The organism is Bifidobacterium sp. SO1 (assembly GCF_018555335.1).
In the GTDB taxonomy this organism is placed as follows: Bacteria; Actinomycetota; Actinomycetes; order Actinomycetales; family Bifidobacteriaceae; genus Bifidobacterium; species Bifidobacterium simiiventris.
The window spans coordinates 13654-34536 of the sequence record NZ_JAFEJR010000020.1; the positions used below are offsets into that span (position 1 = coordinate 13654).

Genomic DNA, 20883 nt, shown 5'->3' on the forward strand with positions numbered 1-20883 from the left:
CATAACGGTATCGGATCGCCCAAGTTCGATCCGCAAGGAAAGCACAAGACCATCAACTAAACGGAACCGCGCCGGACGCGCCCGTCCAGACGGACGCCCGCACGGCACCCGCGCAAAGGATCATCATGTTCGTAGTGAAAAACGCATGGCGAAACGTCATACGCAACAAGGGGCGCAACATTCTCATCGCCATCATCGTCGCGATCATCGCGGCGGCGGCCACCATCGGTCTGGCCATCCGTCAAGCCGCGGTGACCGCGCGCGAGACCGGCCTCGAGAACACCACCATCACCGCGCAGATCAGCTTCGACCGCAGCAAGGCGATCAGCGAGATGCGCGAGTCGTCCAGCTCGTCATCCGATTCGTCATCCTCGTCGGACAGTTCCGACTCGTCCAATTCGTCCGACTCCAAGCCGGACTTCGACGCGATGCGCGAAGCGATGAGCGACAAGCAGCTTTCGCTGTCCGACTACGAGAAGTACGCGAAGGCGTCCAGCGCGGTGAAGTCGACGTATTACACCGAGACCGCGGGATTGGCTGAAACCGACGACGTGCAGCCGGTCGAGGATTCCTCGTCGTCTTCGTCATCCAGCTCGTCCTCGTCGTCATCGTCGTCCAGCTCTTCCGACTCGTCCGACTCTTCCAATTCTGACAGCGACTCCAACGGCGGCAACAAACAGTCCGGCGACGGCCAGCAGGGCCAGCCCGGCGGCGATATGGGCGGCGGCATGGGCGGCATGACCATGACCTCCGGCGACTTCTCACTCGTCGGATTCTCCTCCGACGAGGCCGTGGCCAACGCCGAGAACGGCACGTTCACCATGAGCGACGGCGAGGTGTTCGGCTACGACTCCGATTCGGACGGCGACGTGATCATCTCCAAGGAACTAGCCGACTTCAACAACCTCAAGGTCGGCGACACGTTCACGCTCGAGAACACGAGCGACGAGGACACCACCTACACGTTCACCATCGTCGGCATCTACGAGAACAGCACCGAATCGTCCAACCAGATGGGCGGGCCGATGGGCTCGACCGCATCCGACCCGGCGAACGCGATCTACACGTCCGTCTCCACGCTGAAGTCGCTCGGCCTCGACTCCGACTCGACCACCTCCTCCACCGATTCGAACGGCAACACGACCGAGACCGCGGCCGCGCAGCTCAACTACACGTATGTGTTCTCCAGCAAGGACGATTATGAGCAGTTCGTCTCCGACGCCACGAAGGCCGGCCTGAGCGACGACTACACCGTCTCCTCCGCCGACGTGGAACAGTACGAGTCCAGCCTCGTGCCGCTCGATAACCTCGCGCAGTTCGCGCTGACCCTGCTGTGGATCGTGCTTGGCGTGGGCGCGGTGGTGCTCGTGGTGCTCACCCTGTTCAACGTGCGCGAACGCAAGTACGAGGTCGGCGTGTTGACGGCGATCGGCGTGAAGAAGGTCAAGGTGGCCGCGCAGTTCACGTTCGAGCTGCTCGTGGTCACGATGATCGGCCTGGCGCTTGGCGCGGCGGGCGGTGCGATCGCCTCGGTGCCGGTGTCGAACCAGCTGCTGGCCGCGCAGGTCGAACAGCAGGAGTCTCAGGCGTCCAGCCAGAACGCGCAGTTCGGCCGCGACATGCAGGGGCCGGGTGCGCCGGGCGGCTCGTCATCCAGCTCTTCTGATTCGTCCGACTCCGATTCGTCCAGCAACAGCTCGTCGTCTGACAGCTCGTCGTCCTCCGAGTCGAACTCGAACAGCGCGCCGAGCCAGCCGAGTGGCAACGGGCCGCGCGGCATGATGGGCCAGGCCGTGAACTACGTCTCCAGCGTGAACGCGACCGTGAACCTCAAGATCGTCGGCCAGCTCCTGCTCATCGGACTCGGTCTGACTTTGGTCGCCGCGCTCGTCGCCGTCGTGTTCGTCATGCGCTACGAGCCGCTGCAAATCCTCGCGGACCGCTCGTAATCACCGGCCCATGGCTCCCCTCCCGCCGAGGGGAGCCATCCATCACACTTCATCGCACAAGGACTTTCATCATGACTGAACCAACCCCTATTCTCGAACTCGACAACGTCAGCTACTCGTACACCAAGGGCGGCAAGAAGGTGCTGAACAACATCAGCCACACCTTCCGCACCGGCGAGGTGTATTCGATCACCGGCCCGTCCGGCGCAGGCAAGACCACGATGCTCTCGCTCATCTCCGGACTGACCTCCCCCCCCACCGGCGGCAAGGTCGTCTACAACGGCAAGGACCTCGCCAAGCAGGATCGCTACGACTACCGCAGCCACGACATCGGCGTGATCTTCCAGAGCTTCAACCTGCTGCCGCAGCTGACGGTGGCGGAGAACATCATCCTGTCGATGGACGCTTCGGGCAAGACGTTCGACAAGCCGAAGAAGGACATCGCGGTGCAGCTGCTCGAACAGGTGCATCTTCCGGCCGAATACGCGAACGAGCGCATCCTGCACCTGTCGGGCGGCGAGCAGCAGCGCGTGGCGATCGCCCGGGCGCTAAGCTACGATCCGAAGGTCGTGGTGGCGGACGAGCCGACCGGCAACCTCGACATGGCCACGCAGGACGATATCATGTCGATCTTCCGGTCGCTGGCCCACGACGAGGACCGCTGCGTGATCATCGTGACGCACAGCCCCGAGGTGGCCGCCGCCTCCGACGAGGTCTTCGAACTGGCCCCGCTGCGCCGCCATCGCTGACCGGGTTTCGTGATGCATGATGAAAAGCTCCCCGCGAGAATACGTTCCCGCGGGGAGCTTTCGTCATGACGGCGACGGCAGGCTGACGATGCGAACCGATTACGAAAGCAGCGGCTGGTTCCAGAAGCCGGTCTTGATGGCGACCGCCAGCGCGAACACCGGCACGACCACGGCGATCACATAGCCGACCGCGTCAATACCATGCAAACGGGAAACACGAGCCTGCGAGCGCGGCCGGTCGGAGCCGAAACCGCGGGCCTCCATCGCGGTGGCGAGCTTGGTGGCACGGCGAATCGAGAGCACCAGGAGGCCGAACGCCTGCGCCATCGCACGCTTGACCGCGCCTTCATCGCCGAGACCGCGCGAACGGCGCGACAGGCCGAGCGCGCGCCAGTCGTCCTGCAGGAGGGTGAACATGCGCATGCCGGCCAGACCGCCGTACACGAACCGGGACGGCAGATGCACGAGCTGGACGAGTCCGTCGGCCAGATCGGTCGGGTCGAGGCCGAGAATGAGGATGACCGATGGCATGGCGATGGCGAGCACGCGCAGGAACATCGCGCAGCCGAGGTACAGGGAGCCTTGCGTGACATGGATGACGCCAAGCTGGAGGTAGCTCGCGCCGGATGCCTGACCGTACAGGACGATGGAGATGAACGCGCCGGCAGCGCCGACCCAGATCGGCCAGGTCTTGCGGCAGACGGCGAGCGGGTTCACGCCGCCGATCCACAGCAGGATGAATTCGAGGCCGAGCGCGATGGACGCGCTTACCACGTCGAGGCTGAAGAACATGGGGATGCACATGATCAGGCCCATCGCGAACCGGGTGACCGGGTTGAGTCTGGCGACGAACCATGACGGCGACGCCGGTTTGGCCGCCTCCACGCGTTCGGTCGTCGGAGTGACGTGCACGGTCGCGACGATGTCTCCATCATGAGAATTCGCCTCACCAGTGTCATTTCGACCGGAGCCGGCCTCACTCATGTCATTCCGGCCGGAGCGAAGCGGAGCGGAGAAATCTTTCCGGACGCCATCACGCGAAAGAAGATTTCTCGACTCGCTCCGCTCGCTCGAAATGACAGGGTGAGGACCATGCTCGCTCGAAATGACAGGGTGAGGACCATGCTCGCTCGAAATGACAGGACGGGAGCCATGCTCGCTCGAGACGCCAGCGCGCAGACCGTCCTGCGTGAACATGATGCGGCGGGCACCGAGCGCCTCGACGAGCGGTTCGTCGTGCGTGACCATGATGACGGCGGAGCCTTCGTCTCGTGCGATGGCGATGAGCCGCATCATTTCGGTCCATGTGGCGAAATCCTGGCCGAACGTGGGTTCGTCCATGATGAGCACGCGCGGCGCGGCGGCCAGCATGGAGGCGACCGAAAGCCGTCGTTTTTCGCCGCCCGAGAGCGTGTACGGGTTGGCCGGCGCGAAACGGGTCAGGCCGAGCCGAGCGAGCATGTCGTCGGCGATGCGGTTCGCCTCCTCGTCCGTCTTACCCATCGATGTGGGGCCGAGCGCCACTTCGGCGCGCACGCTCGCCGTGGCGAACTGGTGTTCCGGTTCCTGGAACACCATGCCGACCCGGCCGAGCAGTTCGCGGCTCTTCCATTCGTGCGGGTCGTCGCCGCGCCCGTCCGGCACCATGTCGGTGCCCACACGCACATGCCCGGCGATCGGTGGCAGCAGTCCCGCCAAGGTGAGCGCAAGCGTGGACTTGCCCGCGCCGTTCGGCCCCATGAGCGCATACACTTCGCCGCCGTAAAACTCGAGGTTCACGTGTTCGCCGAGCGCCTTGCCGCGGCCGAACGACAAATCGTCGGCGCGCAGCACCGGTTCGCCGGCATGTTCGGGGTCAATATGGGATGCCGGGTTGAGCGGCCGCATCCGCCCGTTCGGATCGCGGTACTCAGTTGGGATGCGACGACCGGGCACCCACGCGCCGCCGGCCGCGAGCACGTCGCCGACCGTGGAGAACACCCCATCGGGCGTGCCGTCGGCGATCACGCCGCCGGTCAGATCGTCCGGGTCGGGCTTGCCGAGCACGATCACCCGGTCGATCAGGTCGAGCCATACGTCGATGTGATGTTCGACGACGATCATCGTCTCATGCGTGGTTTCGAGCACATGCCGAACCGCGTCGTGCACCTCGCGCACGCCGGCCGGGTCGAGGTTCGCGGTCGGCTCGTCGAGCAGCAGCAGTCCCGGATGCATGGCGAGCACGCCGGCAAGCGCGAGCCGCTGACGCTGACCGCCCGACATGTGTTGCGTGGACCGGTCGAGCGCAAGGTCGCCAAGCCCGACGATGTCCAATGATTCGTGCACGCGCTTCCAGATCTCGTCGCGCGGCACGCCGAGGCTTTCGCAGCCGAATGCGGCGTCGTCGCCCACCCGTTCGAGGATGATCTGCGAATCGGGATCCTGCAATACCAGTCCGGCACGGCCTCGTGCGGCCCGCGCGTCAAGTCCGTCGACGGTGAGCGTGCCTTCCTCTTCGCCGTCGTCGGCACCGCCGAGCACGCCGGCGAGCGCAGCCATCAACGTGGATTTGCCTGCGCCGGACGCGCCGAGCAGCAGCACGCGTTCGCCGGGCCGGATGTCGAAGTCGACGTGCCGCAATGCGAAGTCGCGCCGCGTGGTGTGCCGCCATCCCCAGTCGTGAGCGCTGACCGCGGCCGGCGCGATACCGGTTTGCGGAGTCGATGCGATGGCAGGCATGGTATCGGCCGTGATGTCAGACGCACCGTCGGCCGCGGGATCAGCAGGGGAAGAACTGGTCATCGAATGCTCGACCATTGGATCGCGCCTTTCCTCTGGGACGCCGGCCAGATGGCCGAACGCCAACGAATATCAGGCACGGGAAGGCGACATCCGTACGCCGGCATTACCCGGTCACGTTCAATCGGTCGGGACGAATCCCATCTCAGCCATGCCGTCGCGGCCAATACCCGCAACGGTTCGCAGCTCCCGTGTCAACCCCACGAGCATAACCCACCCCGAAGTCAAGGTCAGCGGGTCTTGAAGTAGCGGAAGAGTTGGGATTCGCGGACGAATAGTCCGGCGAGGACGGCCGCGAGCATGCTGGCGGCGAACAGCGCGAGCGGCGCGCGTATCGCAGACAAAAGGATTGCAACGGGGTCGCCGGCCGCCATGCGCCAGCAGTAGGCGGCGATGAGGCTGCACGCCGATATGGTCCCGAGCCCGCTCCACGTGAGCGTCTCCAAGCCGATGCCGAGCAGTTGCGCGCCTTTGGATTGGCCGCAGTGCAGCGCGCCCGCGTATTCGAGCCGGCGTCTTCGCACGCCCACGACGCCGATCAGCAGTCCGGCCGCGAGTCCCGCGCAGGGCATCCACCGGGTCATGCGGCTCGTGTACGAGTCGTGCGCGTCGTAGTGCGAGTCGAATCCCTTGTTGACCGCCATGACGCCGGCCTGGCCACCCGTCGACTCGCCGGAGACGATCACGGTCGAATACAGCAGGTTGTCGGTCTGACCACTGGCGGGCCATTGCCTGGCCCAGCATTCGCCGAACGGCGCGGCTGACGCGGACACCGGCACGACGAGCGCGTATGCGAGACGCGTATCGCGCCCGTCGTTGGGCCATGCGAACACGCCCGCCACCGTGGCGCCGCCGTGGTCGGTGGCGAGCCGGGAACCGACCGTCAGGCCGAAATCGTCGGCGAGATCGGTGGACACCCAGATGCCGGACGCATCGACCGTGTCCGATACCGGCGTGGATGACGCGTTCGCCTGACGGTCGCCGGCGGCGAGAATGCGCAGCAGTCCGGGCGTGACCTCGTACGACGCGATGTCCTTGCCCGGCGTGGACAAGGGCGTGACCTGGTCGCCGGCACGCAACGCGCCGGACGCGTCCGGGCCGTTCGCCGCGTCCGGCAACCGGTCGCACACGGTCCCGTCGATCAGATCGCCGGACGCGATGATCATGCGCGTGTCGGCCAGCGCGTTGATGCGCGTGACCGCCTGCGTCTCCAGGCCGACGACGCCCACCGCCTCGTATCCGCCCAGCAGCAGTCCGGAACAGAGCACGGCGAGCATCATCGCGACCGCATGCGTGGTGCCCGACTCGATGTCGCGCACGCATTCCGAGACGATCGAACCAATCCTCATGACACACCACCCCGCTCACCCGCATCACCACCGGCCGGCATGTCCGTATCCTCGCCGGGGCGCGGCGCGTAGTCGGCCAGGTCGATCACGCGGCCGCACGCGTCGCGCGTGTCCGGATCATGCGTGGCGACCAGCACGATCATGCCCTGACCGGCCAGATTGCCCAGCACATGGCTGACCGAACGCGCGGTGCGCGTGTCCAATTGCGCGGTCGGCTCGTCCACCAGCAGCAGATCCGGTCTGGAGCACACCGCGCGCGCCAGCATCAGCCGCTGCGCCTCCCCGCCCGACAGATCCGAGAACCTGCGGCCGGCCGCGTACTCCAGATCGAACAATCCCATCGCGGCCAACGCCTCGGGCTCCGCGTCACGCCGACGCATCCCCTTGGCCAACAAGGGGAACACGACATGATCCAACGCGGTACGCCGCGCGACCCCGTACGGGTTCTGGAACACCCAGCCGACACGCTCCACGCCCACGCGCTCCACCGTGCCCCGATACGGCTTCTCCCAGCCCGCCAGGATCGACAGCAACGTCGATTTGCCACAGCCCGAAGGCCCGCACACCGCGACCGTCTGCCCCGGTTCCACCGTGAAATCCAACCGTTCGAACAACACGTCCGTGCCCGGGAACCGGTGCGCCAGCCCATGCGCCGTCACGCGCCTGCCCTCACCCCGCGCAGTCCCCGGCACGATCCGCGGGACCACGACGTCGTCCGCGGCGCCTCCCGCGCCACCGGCCGCCACGCCGCGCATCACCGGCAGCTTTCAGCCGCGATGCGGCTGCCGATCGCCACGCGGGCGATCGACGACACGTCAGGCCCGCCATCCCCGGTCCGCACCAGGCTCGCGCCCAGTTCGGAACCCACGATCGACACCCTCACCACGTCAAACGCGCCCGCATCATCCGGGGAACCGTCCCTCGGCACCGCGACGCAACCCTGTGTACCGTCCACGCCGAACACCGCGCCGGCCGGCACGCGCAGCACCGTCACCGGCTCGGCCAACGCGAGCGACGCGCCCAACCCGGCCGCCAGCGTCGCCTCGTCCATCAGCCGGTAGTCATCGCTCGCCGCGACCCTGTCCAGGAACGCCGCATCCGTGATCTCGACGGACCCGGCCGGCAGCGTACCGGTCTGGCCGAGCACGCTGACCGTACGATCCATATCCGCCGCCCGCCCGTTCTTGACCGTCAACCTGGTCAACATGCCGGGCACCTGGCCGACCGCCATGCCCGCCGTCACACCGACGCCCACGACCGCGTCCCACGAGCCGACCCGCACCGACACGGCCGGAATCCACAACACGTCCGCGATCCGCAGACCCCCGTCCGACGTGTCGCCCCGATCGTTCATCAACCGGCGCACGCCCTCGGACGTGTCCCACAGATACTCATCCGAACCGGGCACGCCGCCATACCCCAACCGGTTCAGCTCGTTATTCAACGCGAGCACGTCATCGCCCCTGTCCCCGACGACCAGATCACGATACAAGGGAGTGGCCGTGCCCAACGCGACCACCACACGATCGTTCACCCTATACGCGGCCTTACCCGACTCCAAACCGCCCGCGGACCAGTCCGCGGTCACCGTGCCCGACACGTTGCCGACCAGATCACGCGCCGACGACACCGTCGGAACCAACGTCACCTGCTGCGAACCCGCATACTCCTGCACGCCCACCGGCACGCTCGTCACCTCCCCAGCGGCACCCAACAACCCCGGAGCACGATCAGGCAACCACAACGCACACGCCCCCACCGCCAACGACACCGACACAACCACCGCCAGCAACACCCACGTCACAGACAGACATCCGCCGCGCCGCCGAATGTCCCGGTTCGTCGCGGCACCCTTGCCGTCCTTGTCATCATGAGACATCTTCTTCCCTTCCGTCAGACCGGAACACCCCTATGACAACGATTGCACGACTCGCCCGCGACGCCCGAAGGCAGCCGCCGTTTTCCGTAAGAACCATATCCCGCAATGGCATGGATTCACCCTCACCACAATTGCTCTTTGTCGTCCCCGGGACGATACGACAACATGTTGTTGGCGACTTCGCACGATTGCACGTCGGGATTGCTTCGGTCAAATGAATATGGATCGTTTTGTCCGTCGTCGCGCTTATGTTCATCATCATAATCTTCGCGCGAATAGGTTCTAGGAACCAGACCATTGCGATGCAGACAATCCACAAACCCGTCCTCTATGTTTTCGTAAAGATTCGGGTTACCCTGTTGGACCCCGTACACGTCGTCCACGTAGGAGATGTACTCATCAAAGCACTCACCGGAATCCTGCTCGTATTTCTTTTCCTGAGCCTCGGTTCCCGCCGAACGCGCGGCCTCGGCAAACATACCGTTGGAATACTTGATGAGCTTTAATCCGGTGTATCCTTTGCCGACCATGCAGGTCTTGTATCCGGACCATGCCTGCTCATAGTCAGAAGTCGACACGCTTCCTGACTTCAATGCACGGCGCAGTATGTCCCGCTGGAAATCAGAAAGATCGGGCATATCTGCAAATCCTTCGATATATGAGGAAAGCGACGATGCCAACTTTCCGGAAGGCGCGGCATTGCCATCGTCATCGGCAACAGTCGCGCCTTCCCCGCAACCGGAAAAAAGCAGTATCATACACATCATGTACAGGACGATCACTCGTCCTGTACATGAGCCAAGGTCATTCCTCATAATCACCATTCCTCATAGCAACGAGTAATCCGCGAGATCATTCACATACGTCTTACCGCCGTAGACCTCAACGTATACCTATGGAAGCTCCTCGCAGCAAAGATTTTTTACGGATATTCATGAGAAACCTCTTCCTTCGAGATTGTTTCGACCCATATATTGTTTGACAAGATATGTGCGATACGCAACCCATCGTCTACTGCTTTTGTGTAGAGATAATAGAGGGCATCGCCGTGGTTCATACACAAATGCAGTACTGGCCTTTTGCTCGGGAACAACCTCCGCCATATAATGTCACAAACCTATCTAGGAGGATATCGTGTCAAAGTTTCTCATTGCTCTGCTAACGATTGCATTGTCCTTCGGTACGACGGCACCAACCAACAGCAGCCCCAGCACGCTCGAAACCGCATATTCCGCCAGCCTCTTCGTCGTCTGTCCGCCATATCTGTGGTGGTGGTGCGGCAAAAGATCCTGACAACGTCGGCGTGGCATGATTCGGCAGCCGCAAGCGTCGTCACTCTGGCTGGCAGACAGCCAACCACCTGTGTATTACCGACGAGTAGCCATCGTTGACAACGATCCGCGATCGTTGGCCTCCCTGCGAACGTTGATCAAGGAACAACTTGCTCGATCTTCGGTGATATGGACCACTGCGAACGGCAGTGAAACCGTACAATTATGCTCACAAACCGAGACCATGCCGAATCTGCTCATGCTCGACATGTCCTTGGAAGGGCTGCAGGGACCGGAAGTGATCAGACGAATTCGCAGAGTCTCCGGCAATACCGCGATTCTCGCCATCACCAGTTTCTCCTTGCCGAGATACACATATAAGGTTCAGCGCGCGGGAGGGCAGGGCATAGTCAGCAAAAACAACGAAAATGATATACTCAATGCCGCAGCCGCATTACTGTCCGGACAAGTGCAAAACGGATTTGAATCCCCCAAAATGGCCCATATTCGCATCACTCATGAGCAGTCCACGCAACCTGCTTTGACCATCAGGGAAGCGGAGATCATCGACCTCGTTGCGAACGAGGGACTGCTTGACGCAGAGGTCGCCACAACGCTCGGCATATCCGAAGCCACGGTACGAAAACATATGCAGAACATCATGACCAAACTCGGCGCCCGAAGCTCCCGGCAGGCTGTGGCCTTATGGATGAACCGCAATGATTGCTGACCATCAGGAAATGATATGAACATGATCATCGCCTCGCTTTCCCGATACCGGATCTATCGGGTACGCGCGCTGCTTTCCCTCTTCGTGTTGCTGCTGTTCGTCTGGGAATGGTCGCAGTATCCACCACACGGCATGCTCGACACGATACTCGCCCTTGTTGCCGGCAGCGCCATCGCCCTGACGATTCCGTTCCCCATTCCGGCAAGCTGCTGCATCTTCGTCGTCGATATTCTAGTGACGATGCTGTCCGGAAGCGGCCCCACCACGATGTGGGCCTCGCTGCTCGCCATCGGTCTTATCGCCTATCACAGTTCCGCTGGTATCATTTGCGCGACGGTCGTGTGCGCATGTCTCGCGCAATACGTCATGATGCAGCTGCCGACTCCTCGCGATGTAGGCCGGGAAAGCATGTTCTTCTTCGGTCTGATGTTCTTCTTCGCCGCATTTGCCGGGAGAGCGCTGCATTGGCGAGAAGAGGCGTTCCAACACCGGCTGCAGACTGAGCGATTCAGGCATCGCGAACAGATCATGGAAGCCAATAATCATGCCGCTCAGGAGATACATGATTCCGTCACCGGCGATCTGTCGCTCATCGCGCGCACGGCTCAGCGGCAAATACGAATCGGATCACAGGAACGCGAGCAATGGGAAGCCGTCGAACGATATGCGATGGAAGCACTGACGGATGTACACCGTGTGATCGAACAGTTGGCGAGCACGAATGACGACGCCAACGAACAGCCACGGTCCGACGTGGCCGTATCGATACGCCGATTGATAGACGACAATGAGCAGCGTCTGCATGATGCCGGATTCAACGGACGATGCACCTTCAACGTGGATGATGACGCCGCAGCACTTCCTGACGGCCGACGCACTATCGCGATCGGGCTCATTCGCGAAATCTACGCCAATATCATCCGCCACGGCAATCCAAACGAATCGTACGAGCTTTCCGTAGTCTGGAACGTCCGAGGTATCGAAATCACCGAGTGCAACACCGTCGCATCGCAGGACGATCTCACCGACGGTCACGGCATCGTCCAATACCGCCAGTCCATCGAACGCATCGGCGGCGTTCTCGATTGCGAACGGAACGGCGGCGAATGGGTCACCTTCGCGCAAATTCCCGCCTGACTATCCCATCGGATCCCACACCGGATCGTCCATACCGCCGGATACCGAACCATTGGCGACCATGCACCCCCGCACATGCATATCAGAGAAATCGACCGATGACTCTCCTTCGCTTGCGGAACGATCCTTCTGGTATGTTTCCAGTGAATACTCCTTTGGCACCAGATTCTCCCGGTGCAAACAGTCCACGATTGCCTGATCGATGTCCATCCACAATGAAGAGTTGCCGACCTGCACGCCATACGTGGTGTTCACCCACCCGGAATACAACGCGGAGCACTCCCCTGTATCCCGCTGCAGACGCTTGTCCTGCGCCTTGCTCAACCCGCTGATATCCACGGATGCGACACTGACCATCCCATTCGGATAATGGATCAGTATCGGTTTGGTCCATCCCCGATCCACGATGCATTGCGAGAAGTCCGACCACACTCGCTCATAATCGGCGACCGTAATCTTCCCCCCGTTATCCAACGCCCGCTCCAGCACGGCCCGCTGTGAATCGGCCATCGGAGGATCGTTCGCCAGTCCTCCCTCAAGCTGACTGGATACGAATGATTCCGCAGAGGACGCCAGTTTCATGCCATCCGTCATCTGCTCCCCTTTGTTTCCATCCTGCGGTGATGCAGAAGGCTGCGGGTTCTCCATATTCACAGTCTGCCTTTCGCCGTCCATATCTGCCGGTTCAGAACATGCCGACAACCCCGTTATCATCCAAAATGTCAGCATTCCAATCCCAAAAAGAGATATGATTCTGCTCATCTGCTTCCCCATCATTTACAATAAAGTATTTATTCATCCGCACGTGGAATATTACAAATGGTTTATCTTTAACAATGATTCCAATAAGCCAGTATCAGCAAAGACTGTCGGAACCCTAAATATATAGAATTTATAAAGCTCATCCAGATTTTATATTAATACTGGCTTATCGGAATCTAATACATGAAAGTCTGAAGATAACGTCCGAAGTTTTGCTTATGCGGAATTTCATAGCAAACCTTTACTCTCAAATATCTGTATAGCGTGCAACTATATTGCTGTCAATTGGTACCGCGCTTGCAACATTGCTTCGACATGCCTTGTGGGCTTTACCTAAAATTAAGAATACAATACAAACAACATTAATATAAGAAGCCATCTACACAATATGAGTAGCTTCGCCGATCGGCAACCGGACCAAGCTTCGGTCCTGCCACAACGGCCGGTTGCGGGGCAAGTCACTGCTTCGTTGCACGACTTGCCCCACAACCAGCCGGGCACCGTCTACTTGCCGAGTTTGGCGAGCAGGAGTGCCTCGGTGATGACGTTGTGCTTCAAACCGTAGAGGCTGATGGACTCGTTCGGGCTGTGCGCGTTGGCCTTCGGGTCCTCCGGGCCGGTGACGAGCACCTGCGCGGACGGGAAGATGCGCTGCAGTTCGGGGATGAACGGGATGGAGCCGCCCTGGCCCTGGTTGATCGGCTCCACGCCGAACGCCTCGCGCATGGCCTCGAGCGCGTCCTTGGTGGCCTCCGCGTTCGGATCCATCGCCCAGCCCATGCCGTTGTCGGTGGGCTTGACCTCGACCTCGGCGCCGAACGGGGCGTGCGCGCGTAGGAAGTCCGCGAGCGCGGCCTGCGCCTCTTCCGGGCGCTGGCCCGGCGCGGTGCGCAGGGACAGGCGGAACGTGGTTTCGGGGGCGATCACGTTGAACGAGCCTTCGACCGGGTGAGCGTCGAAGCCGATCACGGTGATGCTCGGCTTGGTCCACAGTCGCGAGGCGAGCGATCCGGTGCCGGCGAGACGGTAGCCGTCGACCACGCCCGCGTCGGCGCGCACGCCGGCCTCGTCCACGTCCTGCTGCAGGCCGCCGACCGGCTCCTGCGCGAGCACGCCGGGGATGGCGAGGTCGCCGTTGGCGTCGTACATGGAGGCGATGAGCATCGCGGCGAGCGTGTTCGCGTCGAGGATCGGGCCGCCGTACTGGCCGGAGTGGACCGGGTGGGTCAGGGAACGCACGGTCACGTCCACGCCGGTGTTGCCGCGCAGGGACGTGGTCAGGGACGGGATTTCCGCGGACCAGTTGCCCGAGTCGGCGACGACGATCACGTCGGACTCGAAGTCGCTCTTGTGCTCTTCGATGAACGGGATGAAGCTGGCGGAGCCCATCTCCTCCTCGCCTTCGATGAACACCTTGATGTTCACCTTGAGATCGTCGCCCAGGGCCTTGAGCGCGCCGGAGTGGATGGCGATGCCGCCGCCGTCGTCCGCCGAGCCGCGGCCGTACAGGCGGTCGCCGACGGTGGTGGCGACGAACGGGTCGGTGTCCCACGCGGACGCGTCCGGCACGGGCTGCACGTCGTGGTGCGCGTACAGGAGCACGGTCGGGGCCGCCGGGTCGACGATATGCGAGCCGATGACCTCCCATGCGCCGGGCGTGCCGTCCGGATTGTGCGACTGGACGACCTTCGCGTCGACGCCGACCTCGCGCAGCTCCTCGGCCACGAATTCGGCGGAACGCTTCATATGCTCGCCAGTGATGCCCTGTGCGGAGACGGATTTGAGCGCGATCTTGCGTCCGAGCAGATCGACGATGCGGCCGAAGTCGGCTTCGACGCGCGAACGGATCTCATCGGCGGTGACTGATGCCATGATGCTCCTTTATATAGTGCGTGCAAACGGTATGTCTCAAGCCATTGTAGCGGTCTCGTCGGCGGGCCGGCGGCGTCGAGGCGTGGCCGTACTGTGGGCTGACATGACATGGAATCCGTTCAAGAAGAAGGAAGAGGCCGACAAGCCCGCGGACGCGCAGGCCAAGGCCGAACCCGCGAAGTCCCCGCAGGAGAAGAAGGGCCGTCCGACTCCGAAGATGAAGCAGGCCCAGGCGCAGAACATCCGCCCGCTGGTGCCGGCCGACCGCAAGGCCAGCGCGAAGGAGGCCAAGGCCCGTCTTCGCGCCCGTGAGGACGCCGAGTACGAGGCGATGCAGAAGGGCGACGTGGCCCATATGCCGAAGGCCGAGCGTCTGCCGTGGCGTGTCTACATCCGCGATTACGTGGACGCCCGTTTCAACCTGGGCGAGTTCTTCATCCCGGTGGCCGTGGTGATCATGTTCGCGTCGATTCTGGTGACGACCGTGGCGCCGCAGCTGTCGTTGCCGCTCATGATCCTCATGTACGTGTACCTGTTCGCCGTGATCATCGATGTGTGGCTGATGTGGCGCAAGCTCAAGGTGAAGCTGGTCGAGAAGTTCGGCGAGCGTTCCGTCGCCCGCGGCATGCGTTCCGGCTCGTACGCGTGGAGCCGCGCGATTCAGGTGCGCCGTTGGCGGCTGCCGAAGCCGCGCTATCCCAAGCGCGGGCATTTCCCCGAGTGATCGTCATGGCTCCCTTTACGGGAGCCATTTTTCTTATCAACTCTCGGCTCCCCTTGTTAAGGGGGGGGCTGTCAGTCTTCGACTGACTGAGGGGTAGCCAAAAGCTTCGGAACGTACCAGGGCTTCGACGCTCCCCCAGTTAGCTTCGCTGACAGCCCCCTCAGCCGAGGGGGCCAAGAAATCGGCAAGGAGGCACAACGTGGAACAGCGTGTGGAACAATTTGACATCGCGATCGTCGGGGCGGGTCCGGGCGGCTATTCGACCGCGCTGCGCGCCGCGCAGCTGGGGCGCTCGGTCGCGCTGGTCGAACGCGACGCGACGCTCGGCGGCACGTGCCTCAACCGTGGCTGCATTCCGTCGAAGGCTCTTATCACCGCCACGCACACGATCGATACCGTGCATCGCGCGGCCGAGCTCGGCGTGAACGCGTCGGTCGATGGCATCGACTTCGGCAGGCTGCACGACTATCGTCTGCACATCGTCGACACGATGACCAAGGGCCTGGCCGGACTGCTCGCGCACCGCGGCGTGACGGTCTTCCACGGCGAAGTCACCGGACTGGATGATGCCGCGCCGGCCGGCACGACACCAGCCGATGCAACGCAATCCTCCTCCCCCGCCCGGCACACGCTCACCGTCACTGGCCGCGACAGCTCCCCGGTCGAACGGTTCGTCAAGGCCGGCGTCCCGCAACCGCTTGAGCCGACCGTCATGATCGAAGCATCCGACGTCGTCGTCGCGACCGGTTCGCGTCCGCGTCCGCTGCCGGGCATCGACTTCCGCGGAGCGCTCATCGACTCCACGCAGGCGCTCGAACTCGACGAGTTCCCGGCCAGCGCGGTCGTCATCGGGTCAGGTGCGGTCGCGCTCGAGTTCGCGTCGATGTGGGCGACGGCAGGCTGCGACGTAACGTTGCTCATCCGCAAGGACCGCGTGCTCTCAGGCTGGGACCGGCGTGCGTCGGTGACGCTCACGCGCGAACTGAAGCGGCATGGCGTGAAGATCGTCACGCACACGGCCGTCACGCAGGTCGACACCGGCGCGAACCTTGGCGCGACCGTGCACTACACGCGGCAGGCTGGTGCCGATCAGTCCGAACAGCTGACGGTGTGGGGCGAGATCGCGCTGGCCGCGATCGGCCGTGACCCGATCACCGACGCCGACTGGATAACGCGCAGCGGACTTACGCTGGATAATGCCGGCATGGTCGTCACCGACGACTTCGGTCGCACGAATCTGCCCGGCGTGTGGGCGCTCGGCGACATCACCGAAGGCCCCGCGATGGCGCATCGCGCGTTCGAGCAGGGCATCGTCGTGGCCGAGTCGATCGCGGGGCTCGACCCGAAGCCGGTGGACGATACGAGCGTGCCGCAGGTTGTGTTCTCCTCGCCCGAGGCGGCGAGCGTAGGGCTGACGCTCGATCAGGCGCAGGCGCGCGACGACCTGGAATCCGTGACGGAGACCGTGTATCCGATGCTCGGCAACGCGCGAATGCTCATGTCCGGTTCGGCCGGCTCATTGTCGATCGTGTCGGGTGCATACGAGGCTGATCCGGATACGCCGGTCGTGCTCGGCGTGCACATCGTCTCGCCGCTGGCTTCCGACCTGATCGCGGAGGCCGAGCAGATCGTCGGCAACCGGGTGCCGCTGAGCGAGGCGGCCCGTCTCGTCCACCCGCATCCCACATTCTCCGAAACGCTCGGCGAGGCGCTGCTCAAGGCCGACGGACGGCCGCTGCACACGCGCTGACGGCACGGCACCGTTACCCCGACGGCACGGCGATGTCGGGGTAACGGTGCTGGTAGAGTGGTGAGATAGTGTGTCAACCTTTGAAAGGTGAGGAATTACATGGCTGAGAAGGAAGCGAAGCCGAAGAAGAACGGCATGTTCGCGCGCATGGCCACGACCGTCAACCAGATCAAGCAGATCTACCAGTACACGGCCGCCGAAGACAAGTCGCTGCCGTGGATGATCAGCGTGACGCTCGCCGCGCCGGTCGTGCTGTTCATCATCCTGGGCATCGTGTTCCACTGGTCGGTGATCTCGTGGATTCTGCTCATGATCACCGCCGTGATGCTTTCCATGCTGCTGGGCACCATGCTGCTCACCAACCGCGCCGACAAGGTCGGCTATGCGAAGATCGAGGGCCGTCCGGGCGCTGCGGTCGCCGTGCTCAAGAACATCAACAAGGCCGGTTTCAACTTCCCGGAGCAGCCGGTGTGGGTCGATCCGAAGACCAAGGACATGATCTGGCGTGGCACCGGATACAACGGCATCTACCTGCTCGGCGAAGGCGACTACAACCGCGTCAAGAACGCGATGAACCGCCAGGAGGCCAGCATCAAGGGCGTCACCGCCGGCTCGCAGATCCCGGTCTACCGCATCTACGTGGGCACCGGCGCGAACCAGACCCGTCTCAAGGATCTGCGCAAGACCGTCGTCAAGCAGAAGGCGTACCAGCCCAAGTCCAAGCCGACCGGCTGGTGGGACACGATGTGGTACAAGATCAAGCCGACCACGCGCTTCATCCTTACCAAGAGCGAGCTGGACACGCTCAACAAGCGTCTCGACACCCTGCAGACCCGCGCCGGCTACGGTATCCCGAAGGGCATCGACCCGACGCGTCCGCAGCGCGCGAGCCGTCGCGCCATGCGCGGCCGCTGAGCTTGAGGCCGACTTTTCAGGGGTTGCGATCATTGCGATCGCAACCCTTTTTTCATTCCTGATCTCATTAATCGAACACGCAAACGGTCGCTTACGTAACATGCCGTAACACGGCAATCGCGTCATTCCGCGGCACAGGCCGACCGAACGTCCCTGATTCGCCGTCTCGAAACATTCTCGTAACCGAAACGACGAGCGGGCGAAACGCACATTCCTAGACTGTAAGCCTGTAAGTAACTTCACGAAAGGAGCGGTCCCGTGACCGAACTCAAGTCCAAGGAAGACGCCGAGGCCCTTATCAACAAGGAAGGCATCGAGTATGTCTCCGTCCGTTTCACTGATCTGATCGGCGTGCAGCAGCACTTCACCGTGCCGGCGAGCGAGTTCCTCAAGGACGCGTTCACCGACGGCATGCCGTTCGATGGTTCCTCCGTCGAAGGCTTCCAGGCCATCAACGAGTCCGACATGAAGCTCGTGCCGGACGTCACGACCGCCTTCGTCGATCCGTTCCGCAAGCACAAGACCCTCGACGTGGCCTTCTCTATCGTCGACCCGCTGACCGACGAACCGTACTCGCGTGACCCGCGTCAGGTCGCCGGCAAGGCCGAGGCCTACCTGAAGTCCACCGGCATCGCCGACACCGCGTCCTTCGCTCCGGAGGCCGAGTTCTTCATCTTCGACAAGGTGCGCTACGAGAACTCCATGCAGCGTTCCTTCTACGAGGTCGACTCCATCGAGGCCCCGTGGAACACCGGTCTTGACACCGAAGAGGACGGCACCCCGAACATCGCGTTCAAGAACCGCGTCAAGCGCGGCTACTTCCCGGTTCCGCCGATTGACCACACCCAGGATCTGCGCGACGACATGGTCGCCAACCTGCAGAAGGTCGGCCTGATCCTCGAGCGTTCCCACCACGAGGTCGCCGGCGCCGGCCAGCAGGAGATCAACTACCGCTTCAACTCCCTGCAGCACGCAGGCGACGACCTGATGAAGTACAAGTACGTCGTGCACGAGACCGCCGCTCTCGCCGGTAAGGCCGCGACCTTCATGCCGAAGCCGCTCGCGGGCGACAACGGCACCGGCATGCACTGCCACCAGTCCCTGTGGAAGGACGGCAAGCCGCTGTTCTACGATGAGAAGAACTACGGTGGCCTGTCGGACATCGCCCGCTGGTACATCGGCGGCCTGATCAAGCACTCCTCCTCCGTGCTGGCCTTCACCAACCCGTCGCTGAACTCCTACCACCGTCTGGTTCCGGGCTTCGAGGCCCCGGTCAACCTGGTGTACTCGGCCCGCAACCGTTCCGCCGCCATCCGTATCCCGCTGGCCGGCACCTCCCCGGCTGCCAAGCGCATCGAGTTCCGCGCTCCGGATCCGTCCTGCAACCCGTTCCTGGCCTTCTCCGCCCAGCTCATGGCTGGCCTGGACGGCATCCTCAACCACATCGAGCCGCCGGAGCCGGTCGACAAGGACCTCTACGAGCTGCCGCCGGAAGAGCACGCGGGCATCAAGCAGGTCCCGAGCTCCTTGGCCGAGGCCATGGACGCCCTTGAGGCCGATCACGACTTCCTGACCGCCGGCGACGTGTTCACCGACGACCTGATCGAGACGTGGATCGACATCAAGCGCGGCGAGATCGACCAGGCCCGTCTGGCCCCGACCCCGCTGGAGTACGAGCTGTACTTCCACATCTGATCTTCGGATTCAGATCGCTTGCAGAAGACCCCGACCGATTCGATATCGGCCGGGGTCTTCCCGTATGTGCCAGCGTCCGTCCGTTGATGGGCGGCGACGTCCGTGGCACGCGTGTGTCAGAAGCGGATCAGCGACTTGATGACCTTGCGCTGGTCCATCGCCTCGTAGGCATCTTGGATGTGGTCGAGATCGTATTCGCCGGTGAACACGCGACCGGGGTTGATCTCGTGCTTGAGCACCGCGTCGAGCAGACCGGACGCCAGATCATAGTGACGCACCGGGGCCGGGCCACCCTTGATGCCGATGTTGCCGTAGAACGTGCCCTGCGCGCTGATTTCCACGTTGTGGGGCAGTCCGACGCGGCCGATCACGCCGCCGCGGCGGATCAGGCCGATCGCCGTGTCGAACGACTGCTTCGATCCGACGCATTCGAGCACCGCGTCGGCGCCGTAGCCGCCGGTCATCTCCAGCACCTTATCGACCGCGGCCTGATCGCGTTCGGCGACGATGTCGGTCGCGCCGAACTCGCGGGCGACGGCCGCACGGTCCTCGTGCCGGCTCATCGCGATGATACGCTTCGCTCCGAGCATGTGGGCAGACAGCACGCCGCACAGGCCGACCGCGCCGTCGCCCATCACCACGGCGGTGTCGCCCGGCTTGACTTCGGCGGAAACGGCGGCATGGTATCCGGTCGACATCACGTCGGCGATGGTCAGCAGCGAGGCGAGCGTCGCGTCGTCGTAGTCGTCCGGCGAACCAGGCACCTTGACGACCGTGCCGTCGGCCTCGGGCACGCGCACATATTCGGCCTGGCTCGCGCCGAAATAGCCGCCGTGCGGGCACACGGACTCGAAACCGGCCTTGCACACCGGGCAGATGCCGCAGCTGTACGGGAACGGCAGCACCACGAAGTCGCCCGGCTTGACGGATTCAACTGCGGAGCCGGTCTGTTCGACCACGCCGATCGACTCATGGCCGATCTGCGCGTGGCGCGGATGGTCGGACAGTCCGCGGAAATACCACAGGTCGGAACCGCACACGCAGGCGCGCACCACGCGCACCACGGCGTCGGTGTCGGCCTCCAGCGCCGCTTTCGGCACCTCTTCGACGGCCATGCGGCCGGGTTCGACGAAGATCGCCGCTTTCATCATCGCGCTCATATCAATCTCCTTAGTTGATGGTCGAACGTTGGTTTCACGAACGCCTTCAACGCTAGGAAGTTCAAGCACTTGAAGTAAAGCGGGCGACACGCCGGGCCCGGCCGCATGGTCGGTTCGGTTCGGTTCGGATCGGATCAGGTAAGGAAGGAAGAGGAGGAGACGG

Annotated in this window: 16 protein-coding genes and 1 riboswitch; of the genes, 8 read left to right on the top strand and 8 right to left on the bottom strand. The window is 63.0% G+C overall.

Annotated features, from left to right (window positions below):
* Positions 1–125: 125 nt before the first annotated feature.
* Positions 126–1949 (top strand): ABC transporter permease, encoded by a 1824-nt coding sequence (locus JS541_RS12565; protein ID WP_214374830.1) that lies wholly within the window; start codon positions 126–128, stop codon positions 1947–1949.
* 71 nt (positions 1950–2020) lie between these two features.
* Positions 2021–2698, top strand: a complete 678-nt coding sequence (locus JS541_RS12570; protein ID WP_214374831.1) for an ABC transporter ATP-binding protein — start codon at positions 2021–2023, stop codon at positions 2696–2698.
* 99 nt (positions 2699–2797) lie between these two features.
* Here JS541_RS12570 and JS541_RS15060 read toward each other — a convergent pair whose 3' ends face one another.
* The 5 genes from JS541_RS15060 to JS541_RS12595 form a co-directional block, all read right to left on the bottom strand.
* Positions 2798–5416 (bottom strand): ATP-binding cassette domain-containing protein, encoded by a 2619-nt coding sequence (locus JS541_RS15060; RefSeq protein ID WP_214374857.1) that lies wholly within the window; start codon positions 5414–5416, stop codon positions 2798–2800.
* A gap of 134 nt (positions 5417–5550) precedes the next feature.
* Positions 5551–5679, bottom strand: a riboswitch (TPP riboswitch).
* 27 nt (positions 5680–5706) lie between these two features.
* On the bottom strand, positions 5707–6825 hold the full coding sequence (locus tag JS541_RS12580) for a hypothetical protein (RefSeq protein ID WP_214374832.1): 1119 nt from the start codon (positions 6823–6825) through the stop codon (positions 5707–5709).
* Positions 6822–7484: an ATP-binding cassette domain-containing protein gene (locus tag JS541_RS12585; protein ID WP_338023527.1), complete on the bottom strand. Its 663-nt coding sequence runs from the start codon at positions 7482–7484 to the stop codon at positions 6822–6824. Before JS541_RS12585 ends, JS541_RS12580 begins: the two co-directional genes overlap by 4 nt.
* Before the next feature lie 95 nt (positions 7485–7579).
* Positions 7580–8704: a hypothetical protein gene (locus JS541_RS12590; protein ID WP_214374834.1), complete on the bottom strand. Its 1125-nt coding sequence runs from the start codon at positions 8702–8704 to the stop codon at positions 7580–7582.
* A gap of 122 nt (positions 8705–8826) precedes the next feature.
* Positions 8827–9519 carry a hypothetical protein gene (locus JS541_RS12595; protein ID WP_214374835.1) on the bottom strand — a complete coding sequence of 231 codons (693 nt, stop codon included), beginning with the start codon at positions 9517–9519 and terminating at the stop codon, positions 8827–8829.
* A gap of 493 nt (positions 9520–10012) precedes the next feature.
* Between JS541_RS12595 and JS541_RS12600 the strand changes: the two genes are divergently transcribed.
* Together JS541_RS12600 and JS541_RS12605 are read left to right on the top strand one after the other, a co-directional pair.
* Positions 10013–10705, top strand: coding sequence for a response regulator transcription factor (locus JS541_RS12600; protein ID WP_214374836.1), 693 nt, complete (start codon positions 10013–10015; stop codon positions 10703–10705).
* 15 nt (positions 10706–10720) lie between these two features.
* The gene (locus tag JS541_RS12605; RefSeq protein ID WP_214374837.1) at positions 10721–11842 is read left to right on the top strand and encodes a hypothetical protein; all 1122 of its coding nucleotides are present in this window, start codon (positions 10721–10723) and stop codon (positions 11840–11842) included.
* Here the strand turns inward: JS541_RS12605 and JS541_RS12610 are convergent, their stop codons facing one another.
* Complete coding sequence (locus JS541_RS12610; RefSeq protein WP_214374838.1) at positions 11843–12604, bottom strand: hypothetical protein; 762 nt, start codon at positions 12602–12604, stop codon at positions 11843–11845.
* Between the two features lie 504 nt (positions 12605–13108).
* A complete protein-coding gene (locus JS541_RS12615; protein ID WP_214374839.1) occupies positions 13109–14476 on the bottom strand; it encodes a dipeptidase in 1368 nt (455 codons plus the stop codon).
* A gap of 103 nt (positions 14477–14579) precedes the next feature.
* On the opposite strand from JS541_RS12615, the gene JS541_RS12620 reads away from it, so the two are divergent.
* From JS541_RS12620 to glnA, 4 genes are all read left to right on the top strand, one after another.
* The gene (locus JS541_RS12620) at positions 14580–15200 is read left to right on the top strand and encodes a DUF3043 domain-containing protein (protein ID WP_214374840.1); all 621 of its coding nucleotides are present in this window, start codon (positions 14580–14582) and stop codon (positions 15198–15200) included.
* Between the two features lie 199 nt (positions 15201–15399).
* Positions 15400–16950: an FAD-dependent oxidoreductase gene (locus JS541_RS12625; protein WP_338023528.1), complete on the top strand. Its 1551-nt coding sequence runs from the start codon at positions 15400–15402 to the stop codon at positions 16948–16950.
* A gap of 99 nt (positions 16951–17049) precedes the next feature.
* Positions 17050–17865, top strand: a complete 816-nt coding sequence (locus tag JS541_RS12630) for a DUF4191 domain-containing protein (protein WP_214374841.1) — start codon at positions 17050–17052, stop codon at positions 17863–17865.
* A gap of 258 nt (positions 17866–18123) precedes the next feature.
* Positions 18124–19560, top strand: coding sequence for a type I glutamate--ammonia ligase (gene glnA, locus JS541_RS12635; RefSeq protein WP_163229209.1), 1437 nt, complete (start codon positions 18124–18126; stop codon positions 19558–19560).
* A 116-nt stretch (positions 19561–19676) separates the two neighbouring features.
* Here glnA and JS541_RS12640 read toward each other — a convergent pair whose 3' ends face one another.
* A complete protein-coding gene (locus tag JS541_RS12640; RefSeq protein WP_214374842.1) occupies positions 19677–20720 on the bottom strand; it encodes a zinc-dependent alcohol dehydrogenase family protein in 1044 nt (347 codons plus the stop codon).
* Between the last annotated feature and the right edge of the window lie 163 nt (positions 20721–20883).

Bases quoted from the DNA above. Each gene is read 5' to 3' on its own strand.
- JS541_RS12580 (WP_214374832.1), bottom strand. From the start codon at position 6,825: ATGAGGATTGGTTCGATCGTCTCGGAATGCGTGCGCGACATCGAGTCG.
- JS541_RS12620 (WP_214374840.1), top strand. From the start codon at position 14,580: ATGACATGGAATCCGTTCAAGAAGAAGGAAGAGGCCGACAAGCCCGCG.
- JS541_RS12595 (WP_214374835.1), bottom strand. From the start codon at position 9,519: ATGAGGAATGACCTTGGCTCATGTACAGGACGAGTGATCGTCCTGTAC.
- JS541_RS12565 (WP_214374830.1), top strand. From the start codon at position 126: ATGTTCGTAGTGAAAAACGCATGGCGAAACGTCATACGCAACAAGGGG.
- JS541_RS12605 (WP_214374837.1), top strand. From the start codon at position 10,721: ATGAACATGATCATCGCCTCGCTTTCCCGATACCGGATCTATCGGGTA.
- JS541_RS12570 (WP_214374831.1), top strand. From the start codon at position 2,021: ATGACTGAACCAACCCCTATTCTCGAACTCGACAACGTCAGCTACTCG.
- JS541_RS12630 (WP_214374841.1), top strand. From the start codon at position 17,050: ATGGCTGAGAAGGAAGCGAAGCCGAAGAAGAACGGCATGTTCGCGCGC.
- JS541_RS12610 (WP_214374838.1), bottom strand. From the start codon at position 12,604: ATGAGCAGAATCATATCTCTTTTTGGGATTGGAATGCTGACATTTTGG.
- JS541_RS12615 (WP_214374839.1), bottom strand. From the start codon at position 14,476: ATGGCATCAGTCACCGCCGATGAGATCCGTTCGCGCGTCGAAGCCGAC.
- JS541_RS12600 (WP_214374836.1), top strand. From the start codon at position 10,013: ATGATTCGGCAGCCGCAAGCGTCGTCACTCTGGCTGGCAGACAGCCAA.
- JS541_RS12640 (WP_214374842.1), bottom strand. From the start codon at position 20,720: ATGAGCGCGATGATGAAAGCGGCGATCTTCGTCGAACCCGGCCGCATG.
- JS541_RS15060 (WP_214374857.1), bottom strand. From the start codon at position 5,416: ATGCCTGCCATCGCATCGACTCCGCAAACCGGTATCGCGCCGGCCGCG.
- JS541_RS12590 (WP_214374834.1), bottom strand. From the start codon at position 8,704: ATGTCTCATGATGACAAGGACGGCAAGGGTGCCGCGACGAACCGGGAC.